The sequence below is a fragment of the Caulobacter sp. genome, assembly GCF_965279145.1.
Taxonomy (GTDB): Bacteria; Pseudomonadota; Alphaproteobacteria; order Caulobacterales; family Caulobacteraceae; genus Caulobacter.
This window is the reverse complement of the sequence record NZ_OZ257139.1, coordinates 961286-987165: the sequence shown is the minus strand read 5'-3', so window position 1 is coordinate 987165 and position 25880 is coordinate 961286. Positions and strand designations below refer to the sequence as shown.

Sequence of the window (25880 nt, the reverse complement as noted above, 5' to 3'; positions counted from 1 at the left end):
CCGGCAGGTGCGCACGGTCTCAAGCCGGTCGCCGCGCCAGAACCAGGATGGGGGCTCTACGGAAACCAGTGTCTCGAGACCTTTCAGGGTTCGACCCGCCTAGAGACCAACAAGGCCGGACGCGCAGCACAGACTGACCGCCGGACAGGTTCAGAAGAAGACCATGAGAGATTTCAAGGGCATGAAGCGCCAGCGCGGCCGCAACAATCGCGGCGGCGGCAATACCGGCGGCAAGCCTCAGCAGCACAACGCCAACCGGGCCTTCGATTCGAACGGCCCCGAGGGCGTGAAGGTGCGCGGCGCGGCCCAGAGCGTTTACGAGAAGTACCAGCAGCTGGCCCGCGACGCCTCTTCGTCCGGCGACCGGGTTCTGGCCGAGAACTACCTGCAGCACGCGGAGCACTATTTCCGCGTCCTGCGCGCCATCCAGCCGAATCGCCCCGTCAGCGACATCATCGGCAAGGACGCCTATTCAGCCTACGAGATCGACTTCGAGGCCGAGCCCGAGGAAGCCCCCGAGACCCCCGAGGCGCCCGCCGCCGACGGCAATGAGGGCGGCGAGGGCGAAGGCCAGCGCGACAACCGCGACCGCTTCGAAGGCCGCCAGCGCGATGATCGCCCCCGTGACGATCGTCCCCGCGAAGATCGCCAGCGCGACGACCGTCCCCGCGACGGCCAGAACCGCGATCGTTTCGACAATAACCAGGGCGGCCAGGGGCAGGGCCAAGGTCGCCGCGACCGCTGGCGCGACCGCGATGACCGCCCCCGCGACGACCGTCCTCGTGACGACCGTCCCCGCGATGACCGCCCTCGTGACGATCGCCCGCGCGATGACCGCCCCAGGGAAGACCGCCCCCGCGACGATCGCCCCCGTGATGACCGTCCCCGTGACGACCGTCCGAGGGATGACCGGCCTCGCGAAGACCGCTTCCGCGACGACCGTCCGGCCCGTGACGAACGTCCGCGCGAAGAGCGTCCGGCCGCTGTCGCTGTCGAGGCCGCCGCCGAGCCGCAGGCCGAGACCCGCCGCGAACGCGCCCCGCGCCGCGCGCCGCGTGATCGCGACCGCGATCCGATGGCCGTGATCGAGCCGCAGGCCACGCCGCTGACCAGCCCGTCTTCCGCCAGCGAGGGTTCGCCCATGCTGCGCGGCCAGGGCGGCGACGTCAGCCACGCGCCGGCCTTCCTGGGCCGTTCCTCGGCCGTCGAGTCGCCGGCTCCGGCCGCCGCCGAAGGCGAAGAAAAGAAGCCCCGTCGTCGCCGCGCCCCGCGCAGCTTCGAAGGCGGCGAAGGCGCGCCGCCCGCCACGGGATCCGAAGACGCCTGATCCGCGCCTTCCGCCGCGTTTCAAAAGGAGCCGTGAAAGCGGCTCCTTTTTCTTTGGCGGTCCGCGCGCCGGCGCCCGGCCATTTCCGATGGAGCGCCCGAGGTCGTCCCGGCCCTGGTCCCGGTTGCGCGCAAGCTTTGCAGCGGAGATAAGGTTGTGTCGCGTTCGTCTCCTATCGAAGCCAGACCATGACCTTTCGTCTCCGCCTGCCTCCGCTGATCGCCCTGGCCCTGGCCGCGCCCCTGGCGGGCTGCGCCTATAACGCCGATCTGGGGCGCGACCAGCTGCTGATCGTCAAGGACTCCGGCCTGGCCGCCCAGGGCGAGAAGGCCTGGGCCCAGACCCTGAAGACCGGCCTGCTGTCCAGCGATCCCAAGCGCAACGCTCGGGTGCAGTCCGTGGGGCAGCGGGTGGTCACCGCCGCCGGCCTGGGCGGTCGGCCGTGGGACTATGTGGTCCTGCTGGACGAGGCGCCCAACGCCTTCGTGCTGCCCGGCGGACACGTCGGCGTCACCGTGGGGCTGCTGGACCTGGTCGACAATGACGACCAGCTGGCCGCCGTGATCGGCCACGAGGCGGGCCACGTCGTCGCCCAGCACGCCGCCGAGCGCTATTCCCAGACCATGACCTCCAAGATCCTGCTGGGCGTGGCCGGGGCGGCGGCGGGAACCTCCACCGATTTCGGTCGCGGACTGAAGTCTTATGGCGACGACGCCAGCCAGTACCTGTTCCTGCTACCGTTCTCGCGTCAGCATGAGCTCGAGGCCGACCGCCTGGGCGTCGACTACATGCAGCGGGCCGGCTACCAGCCGCGCGAGTCCGTCGTGTTGTGGCGCAAGATGCAGGCCCAGGGCGGCGGGGCCGGCAAGCCCGAGATCGCCTCGACCCACCCGTCGGACGCCTCGCGGATCGCGGCCCTGCAGGCCTATATCTCCAGCAAGGGCTGGTGAGGCCTTCTTGAGCGTGTGGCGTCCGTCGTAAGCAGGTGCTTATCCGCCGGGCCGTAAGCGCCCGGTCAATGGTCACGGCCCCGTCCGCGCCGTTCCTGATCCCCGTCGCAACAGACGGAGGTTCCCATGCGCGGTCTTTTCATCGCCCTACCCATCCTGACCCTGACCCTCGCCCAACCCGCCTTGGCCCAGCCTCGCCTGGGCGAGGTGATCGGGCCCGACAGGCCCCGGGCCGAGGCCAGCCTGGCCGCCCAGGGCTATCGCCTCACCGAATTTGAAGCCGAGCACGGGCGGCTGGAGATCAAGGCCGTCAAGGGCGAGGAGCGGCTGGAAATCCTCGCCGAGGCCAAGACCGGCAAGGTGCTCAAGGTCGAGGCCCGCAAGGGTCGGGGTGAGCGCCAATGAGCGGCGCGGTTCACGCAACGCGTCGCTGGGATCCCCTGGTGCGGATCACGCACTGGGGGATCGCGGCGGCGGTGGTCATCAACCGCCTGGTGACCGAGGGTGGGTCCCAGATCCACGTCTGGATCGGCCTGGCGCTGGCCGCCTTGCTGGCCCTGCGGCTGGCCTGGGGCTTCATCGGTCCAGTCGAGGCGCGGTTCACGTCCTTCCCGCCCAGTCCGCGCCGGGCGGTCGAGCATGTGCGCGACATCCTGGCCGGACGACATGTCTCCCACCGGTCGCACAATCCGCTGGGCGCCCTGATGGCCTATGCCCTGTGGGCGACCCTGGCGGTGGTCATCGCCAGCGGGATCGCCATGACCGGCTTTCCGCCCAGGGTTCATGCCGAGGGCGGCGAGCGGCCGGCGGCCGTCGCGACGTCTTCAGCCCCAGCTGAGGAGGGCGAGGAAGCCGGCGAGGGAGAGGAAGGCGGAGAAGGCGGCGAGATCGCCGAGGAGGTCCACGAGATCGCGGCCAACCTGCTGCTGGCCCTGGCGGCGCTGCATCTGCTGGGCGTCGCGTTCGAGACACGCCGCAGCGGTCGTCAGATCGTGCTGTCGATGATAGGCGGAAAGGGAAAGTCCAAGGAGCCTTGATGGCCCACCGACCCACCAAGTCCCGTACAGTCTTGGGAGACCGCCTGGCCCCGGCGGTCTCCTTCGTTGTCGCCGTGCAGGCGGTGGCGGCCGTGTTCTTCATCGGCGACGCCCTGGCCGATATCCGCAACGCCGGGCCCAGCCCCCATATCGTGATCGAGGCGATCATCGCCCTGGCCCTGCTGGGCGGCGTGGCCGTCGGGGCGCTGCTGGTGCGACGGATGTGGACCGACGGCCGACGCAGGCAGGCGGCCCTGGCGGTGGCCGCCGGCGCCCTGAGCGAGGTGGCCGCCCAGCGGTTCCGCGAATGGCGTCTGACCCCGGCCGAGGCCGACGTGGCGGTCTTCGCGCTCAAGGGGTTCGACGTGGCCGAGATCGCGGTCCTGCGGGGCTCGGCGGCCGGCACCGTGCGCGCCCAACTGGCGCGGGTCTACGAGAAGGCCGGGGTCAATTCGCGCTCGGCCCTTGCCAGCCTGTTCCTGGAAGATCTGATGACCACGCCGGTGATTTTGCCCGAGGCCTCCTAAGGCGGCGTCCGACCCCTTGTGTGACAAACCAGCCACACCTACATCGGACTTGCGAGGCGTTGTGCTTGATCAAGGCGATGGCTCGCGATCCGCCTAGAAGGGGACATCATGAACATCGATCTGTATTCCGACCGCGCCAAGCAGGCCGTGCAATCGTCCCAGAGCCTGGCTCTGGCCCGCGGCCATCAGCAACTTGGACCCGAACACGTGCTGAAGGTCCTGCTCGAGGAAAAGGACGGCCTCAGCGGCGCCCTGATCCAGAGCGCCGGCGGTCGGCCCGACGTGGTCGACAAGGCCGTGGACGCCTTGCTGGCCAAGACGCCCCGCGTCGACGGCGCGGGCGGTCAGCTCTACATGAAGCCCGACACCGCCCGGGTGTTCGCCGAGGCCGAAAAGGGCGCCAAGGCGGCCGGCGACGCCTTCGTCACCACCGAGCGCCTGTTGATCGCCATCGCCAAGGAAGGCGGCGACGTCGCCAAGCTGCTGAAGGACGCCGGCGTCACGCCCAAGGGGCTGGAAGACGCCGCCAACTCGATCCGCAAGGGCCGCACCGCCGACAGCGCCAATGCCGAGGAAGGCTATGAGGCGCTCAAGCGCTATGCCCGCGACCTGACCCAGGCCGCCCGCGACGGCAAGCTGGACCCCGTGATCGGACGCGACGAAGAGATCCGCCGCACGATCCAGGTGCTGAGCCGCCGCACCAAGAACAATCCCGTGCTGATCGGCGAGCCCGGCGTCGGCAAGACCGCCATCGTCGAGGGCCTGGCCCTGCGCATCGTCAATGGCGATGTGCCCGAGAGCCTGAAGGACAAGCGCCTGCTGTCGCTGGACATGGGCAGCCTGATCGCCGGCGCGAAGTATCGCGGCGAGTTCGAGGAGCGCCTCAAGGCGGTCCTGAACGAGACCACGGCCGCCGAAGGCTCGATCATCCTGTTCATCGACGAGATGCACACCCTGGTGGGCGCGGGCAAGGGCGACGGGGCGATGGACGCCTCCAACCTGCTCAAGCCCGCCCTGGCGCGCGGCGAACTGCACTGCGTGGGCGCCACCACGCTGGACGAGTACCGCAAGCACGTCGAGAAGGACGCGGCCCTGGCCCGTCGCTTCCAGCCGGTGTTTGTCAGCGAGCCGACGGTGGAGGACACCGTCTCGATCCTGCGCGGCCTGAAGGAGAAGTACGAGGTCCACCACGGGGTGCGCATCTCGGACTCGGCCATCGTCGCCGCCGCCACGCTGAGCAACCGCTACATCGCCGACCGCTTCCTGCCCGACAAGGCCATCGACCTGATCGACGAGGCGTCCAGCCGCGTGCGGATGGCCATCGACTCCAAGCCGGAAGAACTGGACGAGATCGACCGCCGCCTGGTGCAGCTGAAGATCGAGCGCGAGGCCCTGAGCAAGGAAACCGATCCGGCCTCGCGTCAGCGCCTGGAAAAGCTGGAAGACGAAATCGACGACCTGCAGGGCCAGTCCGACGACATGACCGCCCGCTGGAAGGCCGAGAAGGACAAGGTGGGCGGGGCCGCGCAAGCGCGTGAAGCCCTCGACCGTCTGCGCGCCGACCTGGCCGCCGCCCAGCGCGCCGGCGACTTCGCCCGCGCCGGCCAGATCCAGTATGGCGAGATCCCGGCCCTGGAAGCCCGCCTGGCCCAGGCCGAGTCCGTCGATGGCGCCGCCCAGAAGTCGCTGACCCCCGAGGTCGTCGACGCCGAGCAGATCGCCGCCGTGGTCAGCCGCTGGACCGGGGTTCCGGTCGAGAAGATGCTGGAAGGCGAGCGCGAGAAGCTGCTGCAGATGGAGCTGGCCCTGCGCGCCCGCGTGGTGGGTCAGGACGAGGCCCTGGAAGCCGTCTCCGACGCGGTGCGCCGCGCGCGGGCCGGCCTTCAGGACCCCTCGCGTCCGATCGGCAGCTTCCTGTTCCTGGGCCCGACGGGCGTGGGCAAGACCGAGCTGACCAAGGCCCTGGCCGAGTTCATGTTCGCCGACGAGCACGCCATCACCCGGATGGACATGTCGGAATACATGGAAAAGCACTCGGTCAGCCGCCTGATCGGGGCCCCTCCCGGCTATGTCGGCTACGATGAAGGCGGCGCGCTGACGGAAGCCGTGCGTCGGCGTCCGTATCAGGTGGTGCTGTTCGACGAGGTCGAGAAGGCTCACCCTGACGTGTTCAACGTGCTGCTGCAGGTACTGGACGACGGTCGCCTGACCGACGGCCAGGGCCGCACGGTCGACTTCCGCAACACGCTGATCATCATGACCAGCAACCTCGGCTCCGAATACCTGGCCAACCAGGAAGACGGGGAAGACGTGGACGCGGTGCGGCCGCAGGTGATGAACGTGGTGCGCGGCCACTTCCGCCCCGAGTTCCTCAACCGGATCGACGAGATCATCCTGTTCAAGCGGCTGGGCCGGGCGAACATGGCCGACATCGTCCGCATCCAGCTGCAACGCGTCGAGAAGCTGCTGGCCGACCGCCGCATGACCCTGGCCATCGACGCCGAGGCCTTGGCCTGGTTGGGCGAGAAGGGCTACGACCCGGTCTATGGCGCGCGCCCGCTCAAGCGCGTGATCCAGAAGGAACTGGTCGACCCCATCGCCAAGCGGCTGCTGGCCGGCGAGCTGGAAGACGGCGGCGTGATCGCCGTCGGCGTCCAGGACGGTCAGCTCAACATCGGCAAGGCCGTGCTGCAGTAAGGCTTGGAGACCTACGACCGACAACGGATGTCATCCCGGCCAGTGCTTAGCGCGCCGAGCCGGGATGACATTTTTGGACGTCATCCCCGGGGGCGACGCTTCTCCAAAAGGGGAGCATCATGATTGGCGCAGACGCTTCGGGAGACACCGCATGAAACGAACGCTTCTGACCCTGATCGCCGCCGTCGGCCTCGCCACCGTCGCCCACGCGGCCGAGCCGGCCAGGATGTCCAAGCCGCCCAAGGCCCAGCGCGCCTGTTTTCCCGCCCGCAGCGTCAACAACTTCGCCGCTGTCGATGACCAGAACCTTTATGTCCGGGTCGGAGTGCGAGACGTCTATCGGCTGGAAATGTTCGGCAACTGCTTCGATCTGTCGTGGGTGCATTCCCTCGCGCTGGTCTCGCGGGGCGGGTCGTTCATCTGCGAGGGTGGCCTCTCCGGTGTCGATGTCGTGACGCGCGACGCGGGGCCCGGCCTGCAGACCTGTCCGGTGTCGAGCATCCGCAAGCTGAGCCCCGAGGAGATCGCGGCCCTGCCGAAGAAGGCTCGACCCTAGGGGGCCTTCGACGTCTTCCCGGCCTTGCTCGCGGTGTTCAGCGCCACCGCCGCGCGGATCAGCGCCTTGAAGGCCTCCTCGTCGATCGTCTCGCCATCGCGGAAATCGATCGCCCGGCGCGCGGCGCCTTCGAGGCTGGAATTGAAAAGCCCGGAAGGATCCTCCAGCGCCGCGCCCTTGGGGAAGGTCAGCTTCACGGCGGCCTTGTAGACCTCGCCTGTGCAGACAATGCCGGCGTGCTCCCACACCGGCACGTTCCACTTCCAGGCCTCGACCACGTCGGGATCGGCCCGCAGGATCAGCGCGCGAAGCCGGGCCAGGGTCTCGCCCCGCCAGCCGCCCAGCCCCTCGATCCGGGCGTCGATCAGCCGGGAGGGCGGCTCGCCCGCGGCGACCAGGGCCGTCTCGATATCGCTCAACTTCATCATGATCCCACCTCGTGCTGAGGGTTCACAGGCTATGACCCGGCAGTTGACTGGCTTGCTTCCCCAGCCGCCGAACTGGGCCTCATCAAGCGGAGCGTCCTCGCGGATGTCGAGATATCAAATAAAGGCGTCTCGCAAAGAGCGAGGATAGGCCGGGTCTGCCCCCGCGCTTTGTGTCAGAGGCTCGCGGTCAGGGAGCCCCCTTTCCGTGCGGGCCGCGCTACTTCCGTTGGCCGCGTCAAACGAGAGAATTCAGGCGCCGGGCCTGTGGATAACTTTCGTGTCGGTCGTCGGCGCCGACAAACTCGAGTTAAAAAATCCGGGAACCAGATCGCGGCGCGTGCGCTTGCGCGGGGTAATAGAAGTCATTGATTTTCATGGCCTAGCTTGGCGCCGCGAGGCCCAGAACTGGCCTATTTTTCGCCCTGATAAGCTGGCGGGTTCCTCGGTCGGCGCTCCTGGAGGCGCCACCGGATCAACGGACGAGACGAAAACCGATGATGAGAACCCTGAAAATGGCCACCGCCTGCGCGCTGGTCATGGGCGGCCTTGCCGTCAGCGGCTGCGCCACCAAGGACTATGTGAAGACCAAGGTCGGCGGCGTGCAGACCCAGGTCACCGAGCACGGCGCCCAGATCGGCGCGCTGGACAAGACCTCCCGCGAAGCCCTCGAACGCGCCACCGCCGCCGGCAAGCTGGCCGAGGGCAAGTTCATGTACTCGATGGTGCTGTCGGACGATTCGGTGAAGTTCCCGCTCAACGCCGCCGACCTGTCGCCGGAAGCCGAGCAGCGGCTCACCGAGTTCGCCGACAAGCTCAAGGGCGAGAACAAGAACGTCTATCTGGAAATCCAGGGCCACACCGACAATGTCGGCCAGCCGGACTACAACGACAGCCTGGGCGAAAAGCGCGCCGAAGCGGTGCGCAAGTTCCTCAGCAAGCAGGGCATCGCCCTCAACCGCATGTCGACCATCTCGTATGGCGAGGACGCCCCGGTGGCCGGCAACGACACCCGCGAAGGTCGCGCCCAGAACCGCCGGGTCGTGGTGATGGTTCTGTCGTAAGGACTTTGCCGGCGCGAGCGTGCGTACCGCGCCGGCAAGCCTCTCGGCGAGTGCGAAGATCTGGGCGGTAAGGCCTTGCTGCAAGGCTGAAGCAACGGCAACGTCCGGCCCTCGGTTTTCCCGGAGTCGCCATGCGTCTGCCCCTCGTCCTCGCCGCCGGTCTGTTGCTGGCCTCTCCCGCCCTCGCCGCCGAGATCCCCGCGCCGTCCACCGACCAGCCTTTGCTGCGAGCCGTCGCCGCCGACGTCGATCCCAGGGCGCTGGAGAGCACGATCAGGTCGCTGGTGGGCTTTGGCACCCGCCATACCCTGTCGGACACCAGGTCGGAGACGCGTGGCATCGGCGCGGCGCGGCGCTGGGCCAAGGGCCGGTTCGAGGCGATCAGCAAGGACTGCGGCGGTTGCCTGACGGTGGAGACGCCCTCGCAAACCGTGACCGGCCGCCGCGTGCCCAATCCGACCGAGGTCATGGACGTGCTGGCCATCCAGAAGGGGACCACCGATCCCGACCGGGTGATCCTGATCGCCGGCCACATCGACAGCCGCGTCACCGACGTGATGGACTTCACCAGCGACGCCCCCGGCGCCAATGACGACGCTTCGGGCGTGGCGGCCGTGATCGAGGCGGCGCGGGTGCTGAGCAAGCACAGGTTCCCCGCCACCCTGGTGTTCGCGGTGCTGTCGGGCGAGGAGCAGGGGCTGCTGGGCGGCAAGGTGCTGGCGGACTACGCCCGGGCGCATGGCTGGAAGGTCGAGGCCGACCTCAACAACGACATCGTCGGCAACAGCCGCGGCCAGAGCGGGGTGATGAACAACACCCAGGTGCGGGTGTTCTCGGAAGGCACCAAGGCGGTCGAGACCCCCGAGCAGGCCAACGGCCGGCGCTATAACGGCGGCGAGGTCGACAGCCCCTCGCGCAACCTGGCCCGGTTCCTGGACGGCCTGGCCGACCGCTACCTGTCCAATTTCGACGTGGTGATGGTCTATCGCACCGACCGCTATGGCCGGGGCGGCGATCAGGTGCCGCTGCTGGAAGCCGGCTATCCCGCCGTTCGGGTGACCGAGGCGGCCGAGAACTATGACCGCCAGCACCAGAACCTGCGCACCGAGAACGGCAAGGCCTATGGCGACGTGATCGAGGGCGTGGACTTCGCCTATCTGGCCCAGGTCACCCGCCTGAACACCGTGGCCATGGCCTCGCTGGCCTCGGCGCCGACCCCGCCGCAGGGCGTCAAGATCGAGGGCGCGGTCAGCCCCGACACCAAGGTCTCGTGGACCGCCACGCCGGGCGCGGCCGGACACCGCGTCTGGTGGCGCGGCACCACCGATCCGACCTGGCGCTACAGCCGCTGGGTCCCGACCGGAACCACGGCGACGCTGAAGGATGTGGTGATCGACGACTGGTTCTTCGGCGTCTCGTCGGTGACGGCCGACGGCTGGGAGAGCCCGGTGGTGTTCCCGGGCCCCGCCGGCTCGTTCGAGAGCCCGCCGCCGGCCGCGGCCACTCCGGCCTCCAAATAACCGCTCTCCCCGGCGACCCGAAGGGCGGCGAAGCCAAAGCCGGGGTCCAGATCGAACCCGGAGAGCCGGGCGGTCGAACGCCGTCAGAAGGCGCGTCATCCCCAAACACTCAGGCTGAATCTGGGTCCCGGCCTTCGCCGGGAAGAGCGGGTTATGGGGGTTACGCGATCAGGTCCGGATCGTTCCGCTGCAGCCAGGCGGCCGCGTAGGAGCACAGCGGGGTGATCCGCATGCCCTCGGCGCGCGCCGTCCTGGCGACCTCTTCCATCAGGCGCCCGGCCGCGCCCTTGCCGCGCAGGGCGGGGTCGGCCTCGACGTGCGGGATCACCAGGCGATGGCCGCTGCGCTGATAGTCGGCCACGGCCAGCAGGCCATCGACCTCCAGTTCGTAGCGGCTCAGTTCGGGGTTGTGGCGGAAGGTTTCGGTCATGGGATGCTCAACGCAGGTGGAGGCAAACTGATCCTCCCCCAGAGGGGGAGCATCTGTTGACGTGGCTAAACCAGCTCCACCGCCATAGCCGTGGCTTCGCCGCCGCCGATGCAGAGCGAGGCCATGCCCTTCTTGCCGCCGCTGGCCTGCAGGGCCGAGATCAGGGTGCACAGGATCCGCGCGCCCGAGGCGCCGATCGGATGGCCCAGGGCGCAGGCGCCGCCGTTGATGTTCAGCTTGTCGGGATCAAAGCCCAGCTCCTGCTGGGCGATCATGGCGACCACGGCAAAGGCTTCGTTGACCTCCCACAGATCGACGTCGGCGACGTCCCAGCCGGCCTTCTTCAGCGCCTTGCGCATGGCGGGCACGGGGGCGGTGGTGAACAGGCCCGGCTCGTGGGCGTGGGCGGCGTGGCTGACGACGCGGGCGATGACCGGCAGGCCCAGCCGTTCGGCGACGCTCTGGCGGGTCATCACCAGGGCGGCCGCCCCGTCGCTGATCGACGAGCTGTTGGCCGCCGTGATGCCGCCGTCGCGGCTGAACGCCGGGCGCAGGGTGGGGATCTTGGCCGGATCGGCCTTCAGCGGCTGTTCGTCCTGGTCCACGACCTCCGTTCCCTTGCGGGTCGTGACGGTCACGGGTGTGATCTCGGCCTTGAAGGCGCCGCTCTGGATCGCCGCCCTGGCCTTCATCAGGCCCCGGGTGGCGTAGTCGTCCATGGCCTCGCGGCTGAACTGGTAGGTCGCCGCCGAGTCCTCGGCGAAGGCCCCCATCAGCTTGCCGGGGGTGTAGGCGTCCTCCAGGCCGTCGAGGTACATCGAGTCCCACATCTGGTCGTGGCCGATGCGGGCCCCGCCCCGGTGCTTGGTCATCAGGTAGGGCGCCCCGGTCATGCTCTCCATGCCGCCGGCCACGATGATCTCGGCGCTGCCGGCCGCCAGGGCGTCGTGGGCCATGATGGCCGCCTGCATCCCGCTGCCGCACATCTTGTTGACGGTGGTGGCCTCGACCGACTTGGGCAGGCCCGCGCCGATCGCGGCCTGGCGCGCGGGGGCCTGGCCCAGGCCCGCCGGCAACACGCAGCCCATGAAGATCTGCTCGACCAGGTCGCCGGAGACGCCGGCCCGTTCGATGGCCGCCTTCACCGCCGTCGCGCCCAGTTCGGTGGCCTTGACCCCGCCCAGCGCGCCCTGAAAACCGCCCATTGGGGTGCGCGCGAAGGAAACAATGACGACGGGATCATGGGCTGCGGACATGGATGGTCTCCAGATTGCGGCAATTAGGGGTGGAATAAACCCTGACCTGGCGCTGCCGCGCAAGCGGTTCGCGGAAAGGGGAGGCGATGTCGAACCCTAAGGATCGGCCATCGCCTCCCAAGGCGCAACCGAGGTAGTCAGTTGTGATTAAAAACTAATGCTGTTCATCCTTAAACGCAACGCTCTCTTGCATTCCCCGGCGGAACACCCCAACCTCGCCCCATGGGCCGCACCGCCGACTACACCAACCAACGCTGCAGCATCGCCGCCACGCTCGAAGTCGTAGGCGATCCGTGGACCTTGCTGATCCTCCGCGACGCCTTCGCCGGGGTGAAGCGCTTCGAGCAGTGGCAGGAGCGCCTGGGCGTGGCCCGCAACGTCCTGGCCGCCCGCCTCAAGACCCTGGTGGCCCATGGCGTGATGGAAGCCCGGCGCTATTCCGAGCGGCCGCCGCGCCAGGAATATCTGCTGACCGAGAAGGGCCTGGATCTGAGCCCCGTGCTGCTGACCATGGCCGAGTGGGGCGACCAGCACGTCTATGGCGTGGGCAAGAGGCCCGTGCGCTTTGTGCACAAGACCTGCGGCTGCGACTTCCATCCGCGCATGGCCTGCGAGGCGTGCGGCGAGATCGTCGACCGTCGGGACATCAAGCGCGTCCAGATCGATGACCCTGGCCAGACCGTGGGTGAGGCGCTTGAAGCGGCGAAGGTCGCCGTCGAGTAACGCGCGGGCTGTGGCCAGACCCAGCCCCGCACGGCCAAGATTGAAGACACAGAATATTTAGTCTTGCTCTCCTACCGTGCCGCTCGGCCCGGGGGCAGGCATAGATGACGCTTATCCAGAAAGTCGCGGGACTCTTCGCGATCCAGAAGGAACGACCGGAATTGCTGATCGCGCAGGCGACGGCGTTCCGCCGCCAGGTGCCGATGATGTACCTGGTCGTGCTGGTCAACGCGGCTGTGCTGGCCGCCACGCACTTCCATTCCGCGCCCGCCTATCTGACCATCGGCGGCCCGCTGGTGCTGACCCTGGGCAGCGGCTGGCGGGTGATCGGCTGGTGGCGACTGCGCGAGCAGGAGATGGATCTGGCCCGGGCCACCAGGATGCTGGGCGGAACGTTGGGCGCCGCCGCCGTAATGGCCGTGCTGTTCTCGGCGTGGGCGCTGTCGCTCTTCCCGTACGGCGACGCCTATCAGAAGGGCCACGTGGCCTTCTACATGGCGATCACGGTGATCGCCTGCATCTTCTGCCTGATGCACATGCGGGCCGCCGCCCTGACCGTCACCGTCCTGGTCCTGGGTCCGATGACCCTGTTCTTCGCCCTGACCGGCCAGCCGGTGTTCCAGGCCATCTCGCTGAACGTGTTGATCGTGGCGGCGGTGATGATCGTGATCCTGCTGATCCACTATCGCGAGTTCGCCGACCTGGTGGAGTCGCGCGGGGCCCTGATCGACAAGGCCGTTCACGCCCAGCAACTGAGCGATGAAAATGATCGCCTGGCCAATCTGGACAGCCTGACGGGCCTGCCCAACCGCCGCCGCTTCTTCAGCGAGCTGGACGCTCACGTCGCGCGCGCCAAGCTGCACAATCGCGGGCTTGTCGTCGGGGTGATCGACCTGGACGGCTTCAAGCCGATCAATGACGCCTTCGGTCACGCCACCGGCGACCGCCTGCTGACCGAGGTGGGCCGACGGCTGGAGACCTTCGGCTCGCCGCCGCTGTTCGCGGCGCGGCTGGGCGGCGACGAGTTTGGCGTGATCATCGACGCGCCGCTGAGCCCTGAGGCGGTGCGGGATCTGGGGCGCGACCTGTGCGAGCTGCTGCGAGCGCCCTGCCGCCTGCCCGGTGTCACCGCCCAGGTCGGCGGCTCGATCGGCTTCTGCTCGTTCCCCAGCGGCGCCCAGACCAGCGCCCAGCTGTTCGAGCGGGCCGACTACGCGCTGTATCACGCCAAGCAGAACCTGAAGGGGAGCGCCGTCGTGTTCGACGAGCGCCACGAGGCCGACATCCGTGAACTGGGACGGGTCGAGCAGGCCCTGCGCCGCGCCGACCTGCACGCGGAGATGCACATCCATTTTCAGCCCATCGTCGACATCGCCGCCAAGCGCACCATCGCCTTCGAGGCCCTGGCCCGCTGGTCCAGCCCGGAGCTGGGCGAGGTGGCGCCGACCGTGTTCATCAACGCCGCCGAGCGCTCGGGCCAGATCGTCGAGATCACCCGCGTGCTGGTCGCCAAGGCCCTGGCCGCGGTGCGGGCCTGGCCGATGGACATGCGGGTGTCGATCAACCTGTCGGCCCGCGACATCGCCTCGATGGAGACGGTCAGCCGCATCGTCGAGATCGTGCTGGCGAGCCAGGTCGCGCCGCATCGCATCGACTTCGAGATCACCGAAACGGCCATCGTCTGCGACTTCGACCAGGCTCGCGCCGCCCTGACGACCTTCCACGCCCTGGGCGTGCGCACCGCGCTGGACGATTTCGGCACCGGCCATTCCAGTCTCAGCCATGTGCGGCTGCTGCCGCTGGACAAGCTGAAGATCGACGCCAGCTTCGTCACCGACATCGAGCATCACCGGCCCAGCGAGGACATCGTCAAGACGGTGCTGGAGCTGTGTCGCAACCTGCGGATCGACTGTGTCGTCGAGGGCGTCGAGACCCAGGAACAGTTGGAAAAGGTCGCCGCGCTGGGCGGCGTGGTCATGCAGGGCTATCGGTTCGCCCGTCCGATGCCGGCCACGCTGGTCGCTGACTATCTGGCCCAGGAAGCCGCCATGGCCATCGCCAAGCGGGGCGCGTCCAAGATGAGCGCCGCTCAGCGCGCGGCCCGGCTGTGGTTCGACGAGGATGGCCTGCAGGGGCTGGGCTAGGCGGTCTATCGCGCGGCGGACCGCGCGCCCTGGACCATGGCCTGGGCCGCGATCGCGGCCTGGGTGCGGTTGTGAACGTTGAGCTTGCGCATCAGGGCCGTCATGTGGGCCTTGACGGTGGCCTCGGCGATGCCGAGGTCGAACGCGATCTGCTTGTTCAGCAGCCCCGAATTGACGCCTTCCAGCACCTTCATCTGGGTTGGCGTGAGACCGCCGAACGTCTCCAGATCCCGGTCGATAACGCGGACTTCCGTCGTGGTCATTCCTGATCCCCTCAGCTTCATCCCAATGCGCCCGTCTTGCGACGGCGCGACGCCCGATTGTTTTGCTCGCCGATCGCTGGCGGGTTCGGGTCGTGTTCGATGATGTTAGCGCTATCTGTTGGACAAGTTCAAGTGATTTTGACGATGTGAGCGTGAACATCGCAACATGGGGAGCGTCGAGCCAAAATCTGTCATACAGGTTTGCGTTTCAGGCCTCGCCGCCTGAGCGGCGCGACGGGCGGCCGCTTTCTCTGCGACGCGAACGGCGCGATGGTGGCGCTACCAAACTGGAGACCGATGGATGAGCGAAGGCCGTTTGGCCGACCGGGCCTATACGGGGATCGTGGAGATGATCAACGCCGACGGACTGGCCGTTGGCGATCGTCTGCCCTCCGAGGCTCGCCTGGCGGAGATCTTTGGCATGTCGCGCACCGTGGTGCGCGAGGCGCTGGTCCGACTGGCGGCCGACAGCATCACCGAGGCCCGGCGCGGCGCGGGATCCTTCGTCAAGAACCGTCCGTCCGACAAGCTGGGCGCCTACATGCCGCTGTCGGAGCTGCCCTCGACGCTTGGAAGCTACGAGGTGCGCTTCGTGCTCGAGGCCGAGGCGGCGCGGCTGGCGGCGGCGCGCCGCTCGGCCGAGGAGATGGCCAGCATCGAGGAGGGTCTCGCCCAGCTGCGCGCCGCTCTGCTGTCGAACGCGCCGGCCCATGTCGAGGACATGGAGCTGCACCGCCGCATCGTGCTGGCCACCGCCAACCCCGCCTTCCTGATCGCCTTCGAGGCGCTGCAGTCGGACGTCGACCGGATCATGCGCGCCGGCGTCGGCATCTCGCGCTCCCGGCCGCCGGAGGCCATTGGCGAGATGATGCGCGAGCATGAGATGATCGTCGAGGCGATCCGCGCCCAGGACGGCGACGGCGCGGCCCTGGCGATGCGCTGGCACCTGTCCCAGGGGCGAAAGCGTCTAATGCCCTGAGGTCCGCGAGGCGCGGTCGATCGGGCTTTCGGTGGCCCTGAGCCAGCTCAGCGCGGCGTCGCGCAGCTGGCGGGGCGAGTCGCCGGCGGGGAGCAAGGTGGCGGCCTCGTCGTCGCCCGGGCGCTCCAGCGTGGCCAGCTGGCTGCCCAGCAGGCTGGCGGGCATGTAGTGATCGCTGCGGTGATCAAGGCGGCGCTGGAGCTCGGCGGGGCTGGCGTCCAGCAGCACGAACCGGGTGGGCGCCGCGATGGCCGCGCGAAGGCGGTCGCGATAGCTGCGCCGCAGGGCCGAGCAGGCCGCCACCGCGCTGCCGCCCGCCGCCAGGCTCTGGCTCATGGCGCGGCCCAGCCGATCCAGCCACGGCCAGCGGTCCTCGTCGGTGAGGGGCTGGCCGGCGCTCATCTTGGCGATGGCCGCCGCGTCGTGAAAGTCGTCGCCGTCCAGAAACGGACACGCCAGCGCCTGGGCCAGAACGGCGCCCAGTGTCGACTTTCCGCTTCCGCTCACCCCCATGATGATGATGGCGACAGGCGCGGATCCGGCGTGGCGGGGGTGCGGCTGCAAACGGCGTCCTTGTCTTGCGGGCGAGGCCGAAGGTTCAGCCGGGCGGGTCAAGCGCCGCTTTTACGGCCAAGCCGACATGGCGAGAACTACGACCATGGTCGTGGATGGCGACCCGCTTTCGACGCCTTATCCGTAGTTGAGCAAGCATCAGGGAAGCGGCATGAGAGTAGTCATACTGGCGGCGGTGATCCTGGCTTCGGCCTCTGGCGCGATGGCCGGGACCGGGTCTGTCTATCTCACCGCTCCTGATGATCCGCGCGCGATCAGCGTCAAGGGCGTGGGCGACGGCCGGGCCGACGACACCGACGCGGTTCAGCGCGCCATCGACTCGGCGCGCGACAAGACCGGCCATGGCGTGGTGTTCCTGCCGTCGGGTCGCTACCGCCTGAGCCGCAGCATCCTGGTGCCGCCCGGCGTTCGGATCTTCGGCGTCGGCGCGACGCGGCCGGTGTTCGTGCTGGGCGCCAACACGCCCGGATTCCAGAAGGGCGTGGGCACGATGATCGTGTTCACCGGCGGCGACCAGTACGCGGTCGGAAAGGTTCCGGTGCCGGTTCCCACGGCGGTCGGCGCCAAGGAAGAGGTCCGCGACGCCAATTCCGGGACCTTCTATTCGGCCCTGAGCAATGTCGATATCGAGATCGGCGCCGGCAACCCGGCCGCGGCCGGGGTGCGGTTCCGCATGGCCCAGCACGCCTTCCTCAGCCACATGGACTTCCGCCTGGGCTCGGCCTTCGCCGGCGTCTATCAGGCCGGCAACGTCATGGAAGACGTCCATTTCCACGGCGGCCGCTATGGCATCGTCACCGAGAAGACCTCGCCGGCCTGGCAGTTCACCCTGATGGACTCCACCTTCGACGGCCAGCGCGACGCGGCGATCCGCGAGCACGAGGTCGACCTGACCCTGGTGAATGTGGCCATGCGCAACGTGCCCGTCGGGATCGAGATCGATCGCGGCTACAGCGACTCGCTGTGGGGCAAGAACGTCCGCTTCGAGAACGTCTCCAAGGCCGCCGTCGTCATTTCGGCCGAGGACAGCGTCTTCACCCAGGTCGGCTTCGACAACGCCGTGGCGTCCAACACGCCGGTGTTCGCCCGCTTCCGCGACAGCGCCAAGACCGTGGCCGGCAAGGGACGCGACTATCGCGTGGCGTCCTTCACCTATGGCCTGACCCTGCCGGGCCAGGGCCAGATCGGCGCCTACGAGACCCGGGCCGAGATCACGGCCCTGACGGCGGCAGCGCCCGCCGCGACGCCGGCCCTCCGCGCGCTGCCGCCGGTGGCCGCCTGGACGAACGTCAAGACCCTGGGGGTCAAGGGCGACGGAGAGACCGACGACACCGCCGCGCTGCAGGCCGCGATCGACAGCCACCGCGTGCTGTATCTGCCTATCGGCTTCTACAAGATCACCGACACCCTGCGGCTCAAGCCCGACACCCAGCTGATCGGGCTGCACCCGGCCCTGACCCAGCTGGTCATCCCCGACAACAATCCGCGCCATGCCGGGGTCGGCGCGGTTGCGCCGATGCTCGAGACGCCGCGCGGTGGCGACAACCTGCTGGCCGGGATCGGGCTGTTCACCGGCCGGGTCAATCCGCGCGCCTCGGCGCTGCTGTGGCGGTCGGGCGAGGCCTCGCAGGTCACGGACGTCAAGATCATGGGCGGCGGCGGCACGCCGACCATGGACGGCAAATCGCTGGGCGCGGCCCAGGCGCGCAGCGGCGATCCGGTGGCCGACGGTCGGTGGGACGCGCAATACCCCAGCATCTGGGTGACCGATGGCGGCGGCGGGACCTTCGCCAATGTCTGGAGCCCCAACACCTTCGCCTCGGCCGGCTTCTACATTTCCGACACCAGCACGCCGGGCCACATCTACGAGGTGTCGGTCGAGCACCACGTGCGCAACGAGTTCGTGCTCGACAACGTGCAGAACTGGGAATTCCTGGCCCCGCAGACCGAGCAGGAGGTCGGCGACGGCCCCGACGCGGTGTCGCTGGAAATCCGCAACTCGCGCAATATCCTGTTCGCCAACTACCACGGCTACAGGGTGACGCGGTCGTACCACCCGGCCGAGACGGCGGTGAAGCTGTTCAATTCGTCCGACATCCGGTTCCGCAATGTCCACATCAATGCCGAGAGCGGTGTGGCGCTGTGCGGCGCCAGCGGCTGCGGCGCCTATCTGCGGGCCAGCAAGTATCCGTTCGAGAACGCCATTCAGGACAAGACCCGCAAGGTCGAGACGCGCGAGCGCGAGTTCGCGGTGCTGGATGTCACCGACAAGCCCGTCCCGGCGCCGGCGGCGGACGACGGCAAGGTGCGTAGGCTGGAGACCGGCTTCTGGTCGATCTCGGGCGCGGCGGTGGGCGCCGACGGCGCGCTCTACTTCGTGGAAAGGCGCTTCCAGCGGATCTATCGCTGGACGCAGGCGCACGGCCTGGAGGTGGTGCGCGACCATTCGCTGGACCCGGTGAACCTGGCGGTCGACCGCTCGGGAAAGCTTCTGGTGCTGTCCTCCTATGGGCCCCAGGGCAGCGTCTATTCGATCGACCCGACCGGTCCCAAGGACCAGATGACGATGATCGCCGCTACACCGGCGGGGTCGCGTCCGGGCGCCAGCACGCTGCTGCCGGTCAACTGGTGGAACAATGGCGAGTTCAGGGATCAGTATGATCCGGCGACTGACCACTTCACCACCCTGGCCGAGATGTTCGCCCGCGACGCCGGCGCGCCCAAGGCGACGGAATATGTCTCGCCCGACGGCAGCCTCGTCCTGCCCGCCTTCCGCGTGTGGGAGCAGGGTCCGCCCGACCATGTCGGCTGGCGCTGGTCCGACACCCTGCAGACCCATGGCCTGATCGGGGCGGGGCAGGGCGATCGCGTGTTCGTCACCAACGGCTCCGAGAACCGGACCTATAGCGGCAAGATCGCGCCCGGCGGCGCCCTGACCGACCTGAAGGTGTTCGCCAACCGGGGCGGCGAGAGCGTCGCGGTCGACAGCCAGGGCCAGGTGTTCGTGGCCAATGGCCAGGTCTTCAAGTACGCGGCCGACGGCCAGTCGGCCGGACATATCGACCTGCCGGAGCGGCCGTTGCAGCTGATCTTCGGCGGACCGGACCGCCGCACGCTGTTCGTCCTGACCCACCATTCGCTCTACGCGGTCACGCCCTGATGCGGGCCGACGGGCAACCTTATCCACCCGACGCGAGCCGACAGGCCGCGCTCGGGTGAAACCTTCACCCCCCAACTGTCCCGGCTCGCGCCGGGACATTTTTTTCTTGAGGTTCACGGATGCGAGGTTGGGTGGCGACGACAATGGCGGCCCTGATGCTGCTGATGGCGCCCGGCGCCTGGGCGGGCTCGGTGTCGGCCTTCGCGGTGGCGCCGGACGATCCGCGCGCCGTGGTGGTTCGCGCCGTGGGCGATGGCCGGGCCGATGACAGCGCCGCGCTGCAGGGCGCGATCGACCAGGCCGCGGCCCGGGACGGCGGCGGGCTGGTCTTCCTGCCCTCGGGCCGCTACCGGATCAGCCGGACGCTCTTCCTGTGGCCGGGCGTGCGGGTGTTCGGGGTGGGCGCGACCCGCCCGCTGATCCTGCTGGCCGACAAGACGCCGGGGTTCCAGAAGGGCCTGGCAAACATGGTGATCTTCGCGGGCGCCAAGGTGGACCCGTCGCGTCGCGTGCCTTTCCCGCCGCCGGGCAGCGTGCCGTTCAACAAGGACATCGCCGACGCCAATTCCGGCACCTTCTATTCGGCGATGAGCAATATCGACTTCAGGATCGGCCAGGGCAATCCGGCGGCGACGGCGATCCGCTTCCACGCCGCCCAGCACGCCTATCTCAGCCATATGAGCTTCGATATCGGGTCGGGCCTGGCGGGCCTGCACCAGGTGGCCAACGAGGCCGAGGACCTGCACTTCAAGGGCGGCCGCTATGGCATCCTGGCCGAGAAGACCTCGCCGGCCTGGGGCTTTGTTCTGCTGGACTCGACCTTCGAGGGGCAGCGCGACGCGGCCATCCGCGAGCACGAGGCGGGCCTCACCCTGGTCAATGTGACCTTGCGCGACACGCCGGTCGGCATCGAGATCGACCGGGGCTATGGCGACTGGCTGTGGGGCAAGGACGTCCGCTTCGAGAACGTCTCAAAGGCCGGGATCGTCATCTCCAACGAGGCCAGCGTCTACACCCAGGTGGGCTTCGAGAACGCGACCGGCGTCAACACCCCTGTGTTCGCCCGCTTCCGAGACAGCGGAAAGTCCGTGCCGGGACAGGGCGGCGCCTATAGGGTGACGGCCTTCAATCATGGCCTGACCCTGCCGGCGCCCGGCCAGATGGGCGTGACCAAGACGCAGATGAAGGCGGAGGCCATGCCGGCGTCGCCTGGCCCGCGTCCGCCGGCGATCCGCGCCCTGCCGCCCGTGGCCGAGTGGACCAGCGTCCGCGCGCTCGGCGCCCTGGGCGACAACGCCGCCGACGACACCGCCGCCATCCAGAAGGCGATCGACAGCCACCGCGTCGTCTATTTCCCCGCCGGCTTCTACCGGGTGACCGACACCCTGCGGCTGCGGGCGGACACCGTGCTGATCGGTCTGCATCCCAGCCTGACCCAGATCGTCCTGCCCGATCGCACGCCCGGCTATCAGGGCGTGGGCGCGCCCAAGGCCCTGGTGCTGTCGGCGCCTGGCGGCGACAACATCGTCTCGGGGCTGGGCCTCAACACCAGCGGGATCAATCCGCGCGCCACGGCCCTGCTGTGGACCGCCGGCGAGCGCTCAATGGTCAATGACGTCAAATTCCAGGGCGGCCACGGCACCAATCTGTATGACGGCTCGCGGCTCAACCCCTACAACGCCAACGCCACGGCCGACGCCGATCCGGCCAAGCGCTGGGCGGGCCAGTATCCCAGCCTGTGGGTGACGGACGGCGGCGGCGGAACCTTCGCCAATCTGTGGAGCCCCAGCACCTACGCTTATTCTGGCATCTACATCTCCGACACCCAGACGCCCGGCCATGTCTACCAGGCCTCGGTCGAGCACCATGTGCGCAGCGAGATCAGCCTCAACCGGGTCGCCCACTGGGAGCTGCTGGCCCCGCAGACCGAGGAGGAGGCGGGCGAGGGCGAAGACACGGTCTCGCTGGAGATCCGCGACTCGCACGACATCCTGGTGGCCAACTATCACGCCTATCGCGTCACCCGGACGCGCCGGCCCGCGCCCAGCGCGGCCAGGATCTACAACTCGCGCGACATCCGGTTCCGCAACGTGGCGGTGAACGCCGAGAGCGGGATTGGCCTGTGTGACGAGAACGGCTGCGCCACCTTCCTGCGGCTCAGCAAATATCCCTACGAGAACGCCATCCAGGACGTGACCAGCGGCCTTGAGGTGCGCGAGCGGCAGTTCGCGGTGCTGGACCTGACGGGCGATCCGCCGCCGGTCGCGCCGTCGATCTTCCCGGCCGGCGCCCGTCTGGAAAAGCTGGGCGACGGCTTCTACTCGCTGTCCGGCGGCGCCGTGGACGCGGCCGGGACGCTGTATTTCACCGACCGCAAGCACCAGCGGATCTACAGCTGGTCGGACGCGCGCAAGCTGTCGATCGTGCGCGACAACACGCTGGATCCCATCAACCTGGCGGTCGACGGGTCGGGGAACCTGCTGGTGCTGTCGTCGGACGGTCGAAACGGCTCGGTCTACAGCTTCAGGCCCGGCAGCCCCGACGCGGAGGTCACGGTGGTCGCGCCGACCCCGGCGGTCGATCACTCGGGCGCGGCGACCGTGCTGCCGGTCAACTGGTGGAACAACGGCGAGTTCAAGGATCAGCTGGATGTCGCGACCTACCAGTTCACGACGCTGGCGGAGATGTTCGCCCGCGACATGGCGCTGCCCAAGCCCATGGAATACGTCTCAGCCGACGGCAGTCTGACGCTGCCCGCCTATCGCGTCTTCCAGCAGGGGCCGCCCGATTTCCGGGGGCTGCGCTTCTCCGACGCGCTCGACACCCATGGTTTCACCACGGCCCGGCCGGGCCAGAGGGTGTTCGTCACCAACGGCTCGGAAAACAGGACTTACAGCGGGCTGGTCGGGCAACGGGGCGCGATCACCGACCTGAAGCCCTTCGCCGACCGGGGCGGCGAGAGCGTGGCCGTGGACGGCGAGGGACGGGTCTATGTCGCCAACGGCCAGGTGTTCGTCTATGCGCCGGACGGCCGCGAGCTGGGGCGCATCGATGTTCCCGAGCGGCCGCTGCAACTGCTGTTCGGCGGTCCGGGCAAACAGACGCTGTTCATCCTGACCCACCACGCGCTTTACGCGGTGCGGCGCCCATAGACGCCGCGTCGCCCGGCGGGGCGGACCTACGACCATGGTCGTAATGGTTCGCCCGAGTTTTGTCTGACAACTTCCGGCCAGGCCATCGCAGATGGACTCAACGAAAAAGGGAGGCTGCCGGATGAGTGCTCTAGGTCGGATGCGAGGGGGATCGCCCTTCTTGAAGGTGTTGTTCGCGACCAGCGCGGTCGCGATGATCGTGTCGGCCGGAGCGGCCAGCGCGCAGACGGCGCAGGCGCCCGCGTCGCCGGAACCCGCCGCGACGGCCCTGACCGAGATCATCGTCACCGGCACCCGGATCCGCTCCACCGGCTTCACCGCGCCCACCCCGACCCAGGTTCTGGGCCAGGCCGACCTCGAGCGCGCCGCCCAGCCGAACATCTTCACCGCCATCACCCAGCTGCCGTCCCTGCAGGGGTCGACGGGCGCGACGACGGGCACGTTCAGCACCTCGAGCGGCGCGCAGGGCCTGAGCTCGTTCTCGCTGCGGGGCCTGGGCACCATCCGCACCCTGACCCTGCTGGACGGCCAGCGCGTCGTTCCGGCCAACGTCACGGGCGTTCCCGACATCAGCCTGTTCCCCCAGCTGCTGGTCGAGCGGGTCGACGTGGTCACCGGCGGCGCCTCGGCGTCCTACGGTTCGGACGCCGTCGGCGGCGTGGTCAACTTCATCACCAACAAGCGGTTCGTCGGCTTCAAGGCCAATGTGCTGGCCGGCATCACCACCTATGGCGACAACGAGCAGTACCTGGCGCAGGTCGCCGGGGGTAAGTCCTTCATGGACGACCGCCTGCACGTTCAGGTCAGCGGCGAGTACGACAAGGAAGAGGGCGTTCCCGCCGGCGGCTTCGGCGAAGACGCGCCCGGCAGCCGCGACTGGTACACGACCGCCACCCTGGTCAATCGCGGGATCACCAATGACGGCTCGCCGCAGTACCTCTATCGCGAGCACGCCCAAGCCTATCAGTACACCAAGTATGGCCTGATCAGCGCCGGCCCGCTTCAGGGCACGGCCTTCGACAAGAGCGGCAATCCGTTCCAGTTCCAGTACGGCTCGAACGGCGTGCCCTCCAAGGCCGCCAATGGCGCGGTGATCGGCTGCTACACCTCGGGCGGCTTCTGCGTCGGCGGCGACCTGTCGGGCAATGTCGGCGTCGGCACGTCGCTGCAGTCCAAGATCAAGCGCATGAACGCCTATACCCGCGTCGGCTTCGATCTCGACGCGGACAACGAGATCTACGCGACCTTCAACGCCGCCCGCGTCGAGAGCAGCAACCAGCCCAACCCGGGCGGGGCCACCACCGGCCTGACGATGCAGTGCTCCAACCCGTACCTGCCGGCCTCGGTCGCCGCCGCCTGCGCGGCCAACGGCATCACCAGCTTCACCTTCGGCACCAGCAACGCGCTGCTGCCCCGCAACATCTCGGTCCATCCGACGCGGACCCAGTATCGGCTCGTGCTCGGCGCCAATGGCAAGTTCGACGCCCTGGGCAAGGAATGGCACTACGACGGCTATTTCACCCACGGGCAGAACACCACGAACATCCATGTTCGCGACATCATGCTGAACCCGCGCTACCGCCAGGCCATCCAGGCGACGCTGGTGGGCGGCCAGATCGTCTGCGCCGACCCGGTGGCCCGCGCCAACGGCTGCGCCCCGATCAACGTGTTCGGCGGCCAGACGCCCAGCGAAGCGGCCCTGGCCTACATCACGCCCAAGAACGGCCCCTACCAGCACTCGGTCCAGAAGCAGGACGTCGCCAGCCTGAACTTCAGCGGCGAGCCCCTGTCGCTGTGGGCGGGTCCCGTGTCGGTGGCGTTCGGCGGTGAGTATCGCCGTGAGCAGTACCACGTCAAAGGCGACCCCTATGGCGACGGCGCGGCGGACTCGCCCTACACCGACGACTACAAGGCCGACCCGATCCTGAACGTCTCGGGCGCCAACTGGTACGCGGGCAACTATCACTCCGGCGCCGGCAAATACACGGTCAAGGAAGCCTACGCGGAAGTGAACCTGCCGCTGATCAATTCCGAAGCCGCGGGCAAGGCCAACCTGAACTTCGCCGGTCGCTGGACCGACTACAGCACCTCGGGCACCGTCTATACCTGGAAGGTCGGCGGGACCTGGGACACGCCGGTCCAGGGCGTTCGTCTGCGGGCGGTGACGTCGCGCGACGTTCGCGCGCCCAACCTGTCGGAGCTGTTCGCCGCTCCGGTGACGACCACCCTGCCCAACTTCACCAACCCGTTCACGGGCAGCGCGCTGCTGGTTCTTCAGAACGTGGTCGGCAACCCGAACCTGAAGCCCGAGATCGCCAAGAACACGACCCTCGGCGTCGTGCTGTCGAACCCCGAATGGCTGCCGGGCTTCAGCGCCTCGGTGGACTGGTACAACATCGTGCTGAACGGCGGCATCTCGAGCCTCAGCGCCCAGCAGGTGGTGAACTTCTGCTATACCGGCCTGACGCAGTTCTGCAGCGCCTTCAACTTCAGCCCGACCAGCGGCACGCCCTACGTCAACTCGCAGACGTTCAACCTGGCCTCGATCAAGACCAGCGGCTTTGACATCGAGACCAGCTACCGGTTCGAGCTGCCCAGCGTGCCGGGTCGCTTCGCCGTGCGCGGGCTGGCGACGAACACGCACAAGTTCGTCACCAACCCGGGCATCCCCGGCGCGATCGCCGTCGACTCCGCCGGCCAGAACTCCGGCGCCACGCCGGACTGGAAGTTCCTGGCCATCCAGTCCTGGGACACCGACCGCTTCGCCTTCAGCGTTCAGGAACGCTGGTTCAGCGACGGGACCTTCGGCAACCAGTACGTGACCTGCAGCGCCGGCAAGTGCCCGGTGTCGACCAACAACAACCCGACGATCGACTACAACCACATGAGCGGCGCCACCTATGTGGACGTCAGTGGCTCGTACAAGTTCGGCAAGGGTCTGCAGGCCTATTTCAAGGTCGACAACCTGCTGAACCGCGATCCGACGCCTTCCCCCCAGACCAACACCGGTCTTGACGCCAACCCGGCGCTCTATGACCTGCTGGGCCGGTTCTACCACGTGGGTCTGCGCTACAGCTTCTAGCGCGGCCCTGGCGCG

The 25880-nt window shown here is 68.4% G+C and carries 20 protein-coding genes; 15 read left to right on the top strand and 5 right to left on the bottom strand.

Annotated elements, in window-relative coordinates; all coding sequences use genetic code 11:
- Positions 1–163 precede the first annotated feature (163 nt).
- The 7 genes from ACQY9P_RS04580 (at position 164) to ACQY9P_RS04550 (ending at position 7094) form a co-directional block, all read left to right on the top strand.
- Positions 164–1327, top strand: coding sequence for a DUF4167 domain-containing protein (locus ACQY9P_RS04580; RefSeq protein WP_421736445.1), 1164 nt, complete (start codon positions 164–166; stop codon positions 1325–1327).
- Between the two features lie 188 nt (positions 1328–1515).
- Positions 1516–2277, top strand: a complete 762-nt coding sequence (locus ACQY9P_RS04575) for a M48 family metallopeptidase (protein ID WP_421736446.1) — start codon at positions 1516–1518, stop codon at positions 2275–2277.
- A 126-nt stretch (positions 2278–2403) separates the two neighbouring features.
- Positions 2404–2682: a PepSY domain-containing protein gene (locus tag ACQY9P_RS04570; RefSeq protein ID WP_421736447.1), complete on the top strand. Its 279-nt coding sequence runs from the start codon at positions 2404–2406 to the stop codon at positions 2680–2682.
- A complete protein-coding gene (locus ACQY9P_RS04565; RefSeq protein ID WP_421736448.1) occupies positions 2679–3314 on the top strand; it encodes a cytochrome b/b6 domain-containing protein in 636 nt (211 codons plus the stop codon). The genes ACQY9P_RS04570 and ACQY9P_RS04565 overlap by 4 nt, the downstream gene beginning before the upstream one ends.
- Positions 3314–3841 carry a helix-turn-helix transcriptional regulator gene (locus ACQY9P_RS04560; RefSeq protein ID WP_421736449.1) on the top strand — a complete coding sequence of 176 codons (528 nt, stop codon included), beginning with the start codon at positions 3314–3316 and terminating at the stop codon, positions 3839–3841. Before ACQY9P_RS04565 ends, ACQY9P_RS04560 begins: the two co-directional genes overlap by 1 nt.
- Positions 3842–3949: 108 nt before the next feature.
- Positions 3950–6538, top strand: a complete 2589-nt coding sequence (gene clpB / locus ACQY9P_RS04555) for an ATP-dependent chaperone ClpB (protein ID WP_421736451.1) — start codon at positions 3950–3952, stop codon at positions 6536–6538.
- Positions 6539–6689: 151 nt separating this feature from the next.
- Positions 6690–7094 (top strand): DUF6491 family protein, encoded by a 405-nt coding sequence (locus tag ACQY9P_RS04550; RefSeq protein WP_421736452.1) that lies wholly within the window; start codon positions 6690–6692, stop codon positions 7092–7094.
- On the opposite strand, the gene ACQY9P_RS04545 is transcribed toward ACQY9P_RS04550, so the two are convergent.
- On the bottom strand, positions 7091–7522 hold the full coding sequence (locus ACQY9P_RS04545) for a DUF1801 domain-containing protein (RefSeq protein ID WP_421736453.1): 432 nt from the start codon (positions 7520–7522) through the stop codon (positions 7091–7093). The genes ACQY9P_RS04550 and ACQY9P_RS04545 overlap by 4 nt on opposite strands.
- Positions 7523–8019: 497 nt before the next feature.
- Here ACQY9P_RS04545 and ACQY9P_RS04540 point away from each other — a divergent pair, with 497 nt between their 5' ends.
- Both ACQY9P_RS04540 and ACQY9P_RS04535 read left to right on the top strand, forming a co-directional pair.
- Positions 8020–8583: an OmpA family protein gene (locus ACQY9P_RS04540; protein WP_421736454.1), complete on the top strand. Its 564-nt coding sequence runs from the start codon at positions 8020–8022 to the stop codon at positions 8581–8583.
- 131 nt (positions 8584–8714) lie between these two features.
- Positions 8715–10103 carry a M20/M25/M40 family metallo-hydrolase gene (locus ACQY9P_RS04535; protein WP_421736455.1) on the top strand — a complete coding sequence of 463 codons (1389 nt, stop codon included), beginning with the start codon at positions 8715–8717 and terminating at the stop codon, positions 10101–10103.
- 160 nt (positions 10104–10263) lie between these two features.
- Here ACQY9P_RS04535 and ACQY9P_RS04530 read toward each other — a convergent pair whose 3' ends face one another.
- Positions 10264–10533 carry a GNAT family N-acetyltransferase gene (locus ACQY9P_RS04530; RefSeq protein ID WP_421736456.1) on the bottom strand — a complete coding sequence of 90 codons (270 nt, stop codon included), beginning with the start codon at positions 10531–10533 and terminating at the stop codon, positions 10264–10266.
- Between the two features lie 65 nt (positions 10534–10598).
- Positions 10599–11789, bottom strand: coding sequence for an acetyl-CoA C-acyltransferase (locus ACQY9P_RS04525; RefSeq protein ID WP_421736457.1), 1191 nt, complete (start codon positions 11787–11789; stop codon positions 10599–10601).
- Between the two features lie 222 nt (positions 11790–12011).
- On the opposite strand from ACQY9P_RS04525, the gene ACQY9P_RS04520 reads away from it, so the two are divergent.
- Both ACQY9P_RS04520 and ACQY9P_RS04515 read left to right on the top strand, forming a co-directional pair.
- Positions 12012–12512 carry a winged helix-turn-helix transcriptional regulator gene (locus ACQY9P_RS04520; RefSeq protein WP_421736458.1) on the top strand — a complete coding sequence of 167 codons (501 nt, stop codon included), beginning with the start codon at positions 12012–12014 and terminating at the stop codon, positions 12510–12512.
- Between the two features lie 104 nt (positions 12513–12616).
- A complete protein-coding gene (locus tag ACQY9P_RS04515; RefSeq protein WP_421736459.1) occupies positions 12617–14656 on the top strand; it encodes a putative bifunctional diguanylate cyclase/phosphodiesterase in 2040 nt (679 codons plus the stop codon).
- A gap of 5 nt (positions 14657–14661) precedes the next feature.
- Here ACQY9P_RS04515 and ACQY9P_RS04510 read toward each other — a convergent pair whose 3' ends face one another.
- A complete protein-coding gene (locus ACQY9P_RS04510; RefSeq protein ID WP_421736460.1) occupies positions 14662–14919 on the bottom strand; it encodes a helix-turn-helix domain-containing protein in 258 nt (85 codons plus the stop codon).
- 301 nt (positions 14920–15220) lie between these two features.
- On the opposite strand from ACQY9P_RS04510, the gene ACQY9P_RS04505 reads away from it, so the two are divergent.
- Positions 15221–15898: a FadR/GntR family transcriptional regulator gene (locus tag ACQY9P_RS04505; RefSeq protein ID WP_421736461.1), complete on the top strand. Its 678-nt coding sequence runs from the start codon at positions 15221–15223 to the stop codon at positions 15896–15898.
- Here the strand turns inward: ACQY9P_RS04505 and ACQY9P_RS04500 are convergent.
- Positions 15887–16462 carry a gluconokinase gene (locus ACQY9P_RS04500; RefSeq protein WP_421736462.1) on the bottom strand — a complete coding sequence of 192 codons (576 nt, stop codon included), beginning with the start codon at positions 16460–16462 and terminating at the stop codon, positions 15887–15889. The genes ACQY9P_RS04505 and ACQY9P_RS04500 overlap by 12 nt on opposite strands.
- Positions 16463–16622: 160 nt before the next feature.
- Here ACQY9P_RS04500 and ACQY9P_RS04495 point away from each other — a divergent pair, with 160 nt between their 5' ends.
- From ACQY9P_RS04495 to ACQY9P_RS04485, 3 genes are all read left to right on the top strand, one after another.
- Complete coding sequence (locus ACQY9P_RS04495; protein WP_421736463.1) at positions 16623–19631, top strand: glycosyl hydrolase family 28-related protein; 3009 nt, start codon at positions 16623–16625, stop codon at positions 19629–19631.
- A gap of 143 nt (positions 19632–19774) precedes the next feature.
- Positions 19775–22783: a glycosyl hydrolase family 28-related protein gene (locus tag ACQY9P_RS04490; RefSeq protein ID WP_421738256.1), complete on the top strand. Its 3009-nt coding sequence runs from the start codon at positions 19775–19777 to the stop codon at positions 22781–22783.
- A 121-nt stretch (positions 22784–22904) separates the two neighbouring features.
- Complete coding sequence (locus ACQY9P_RS04485) at positions 22905–25865, top strand: TonB-dependent receptor plug domain-containing protein (protein ID WP_421736464.1); 2961 nt, start codon at positions 22905–22907, stop codon at positions 25863–25865.
- Positions 25866–25880 lie beyond the last annotated feature (15 nt).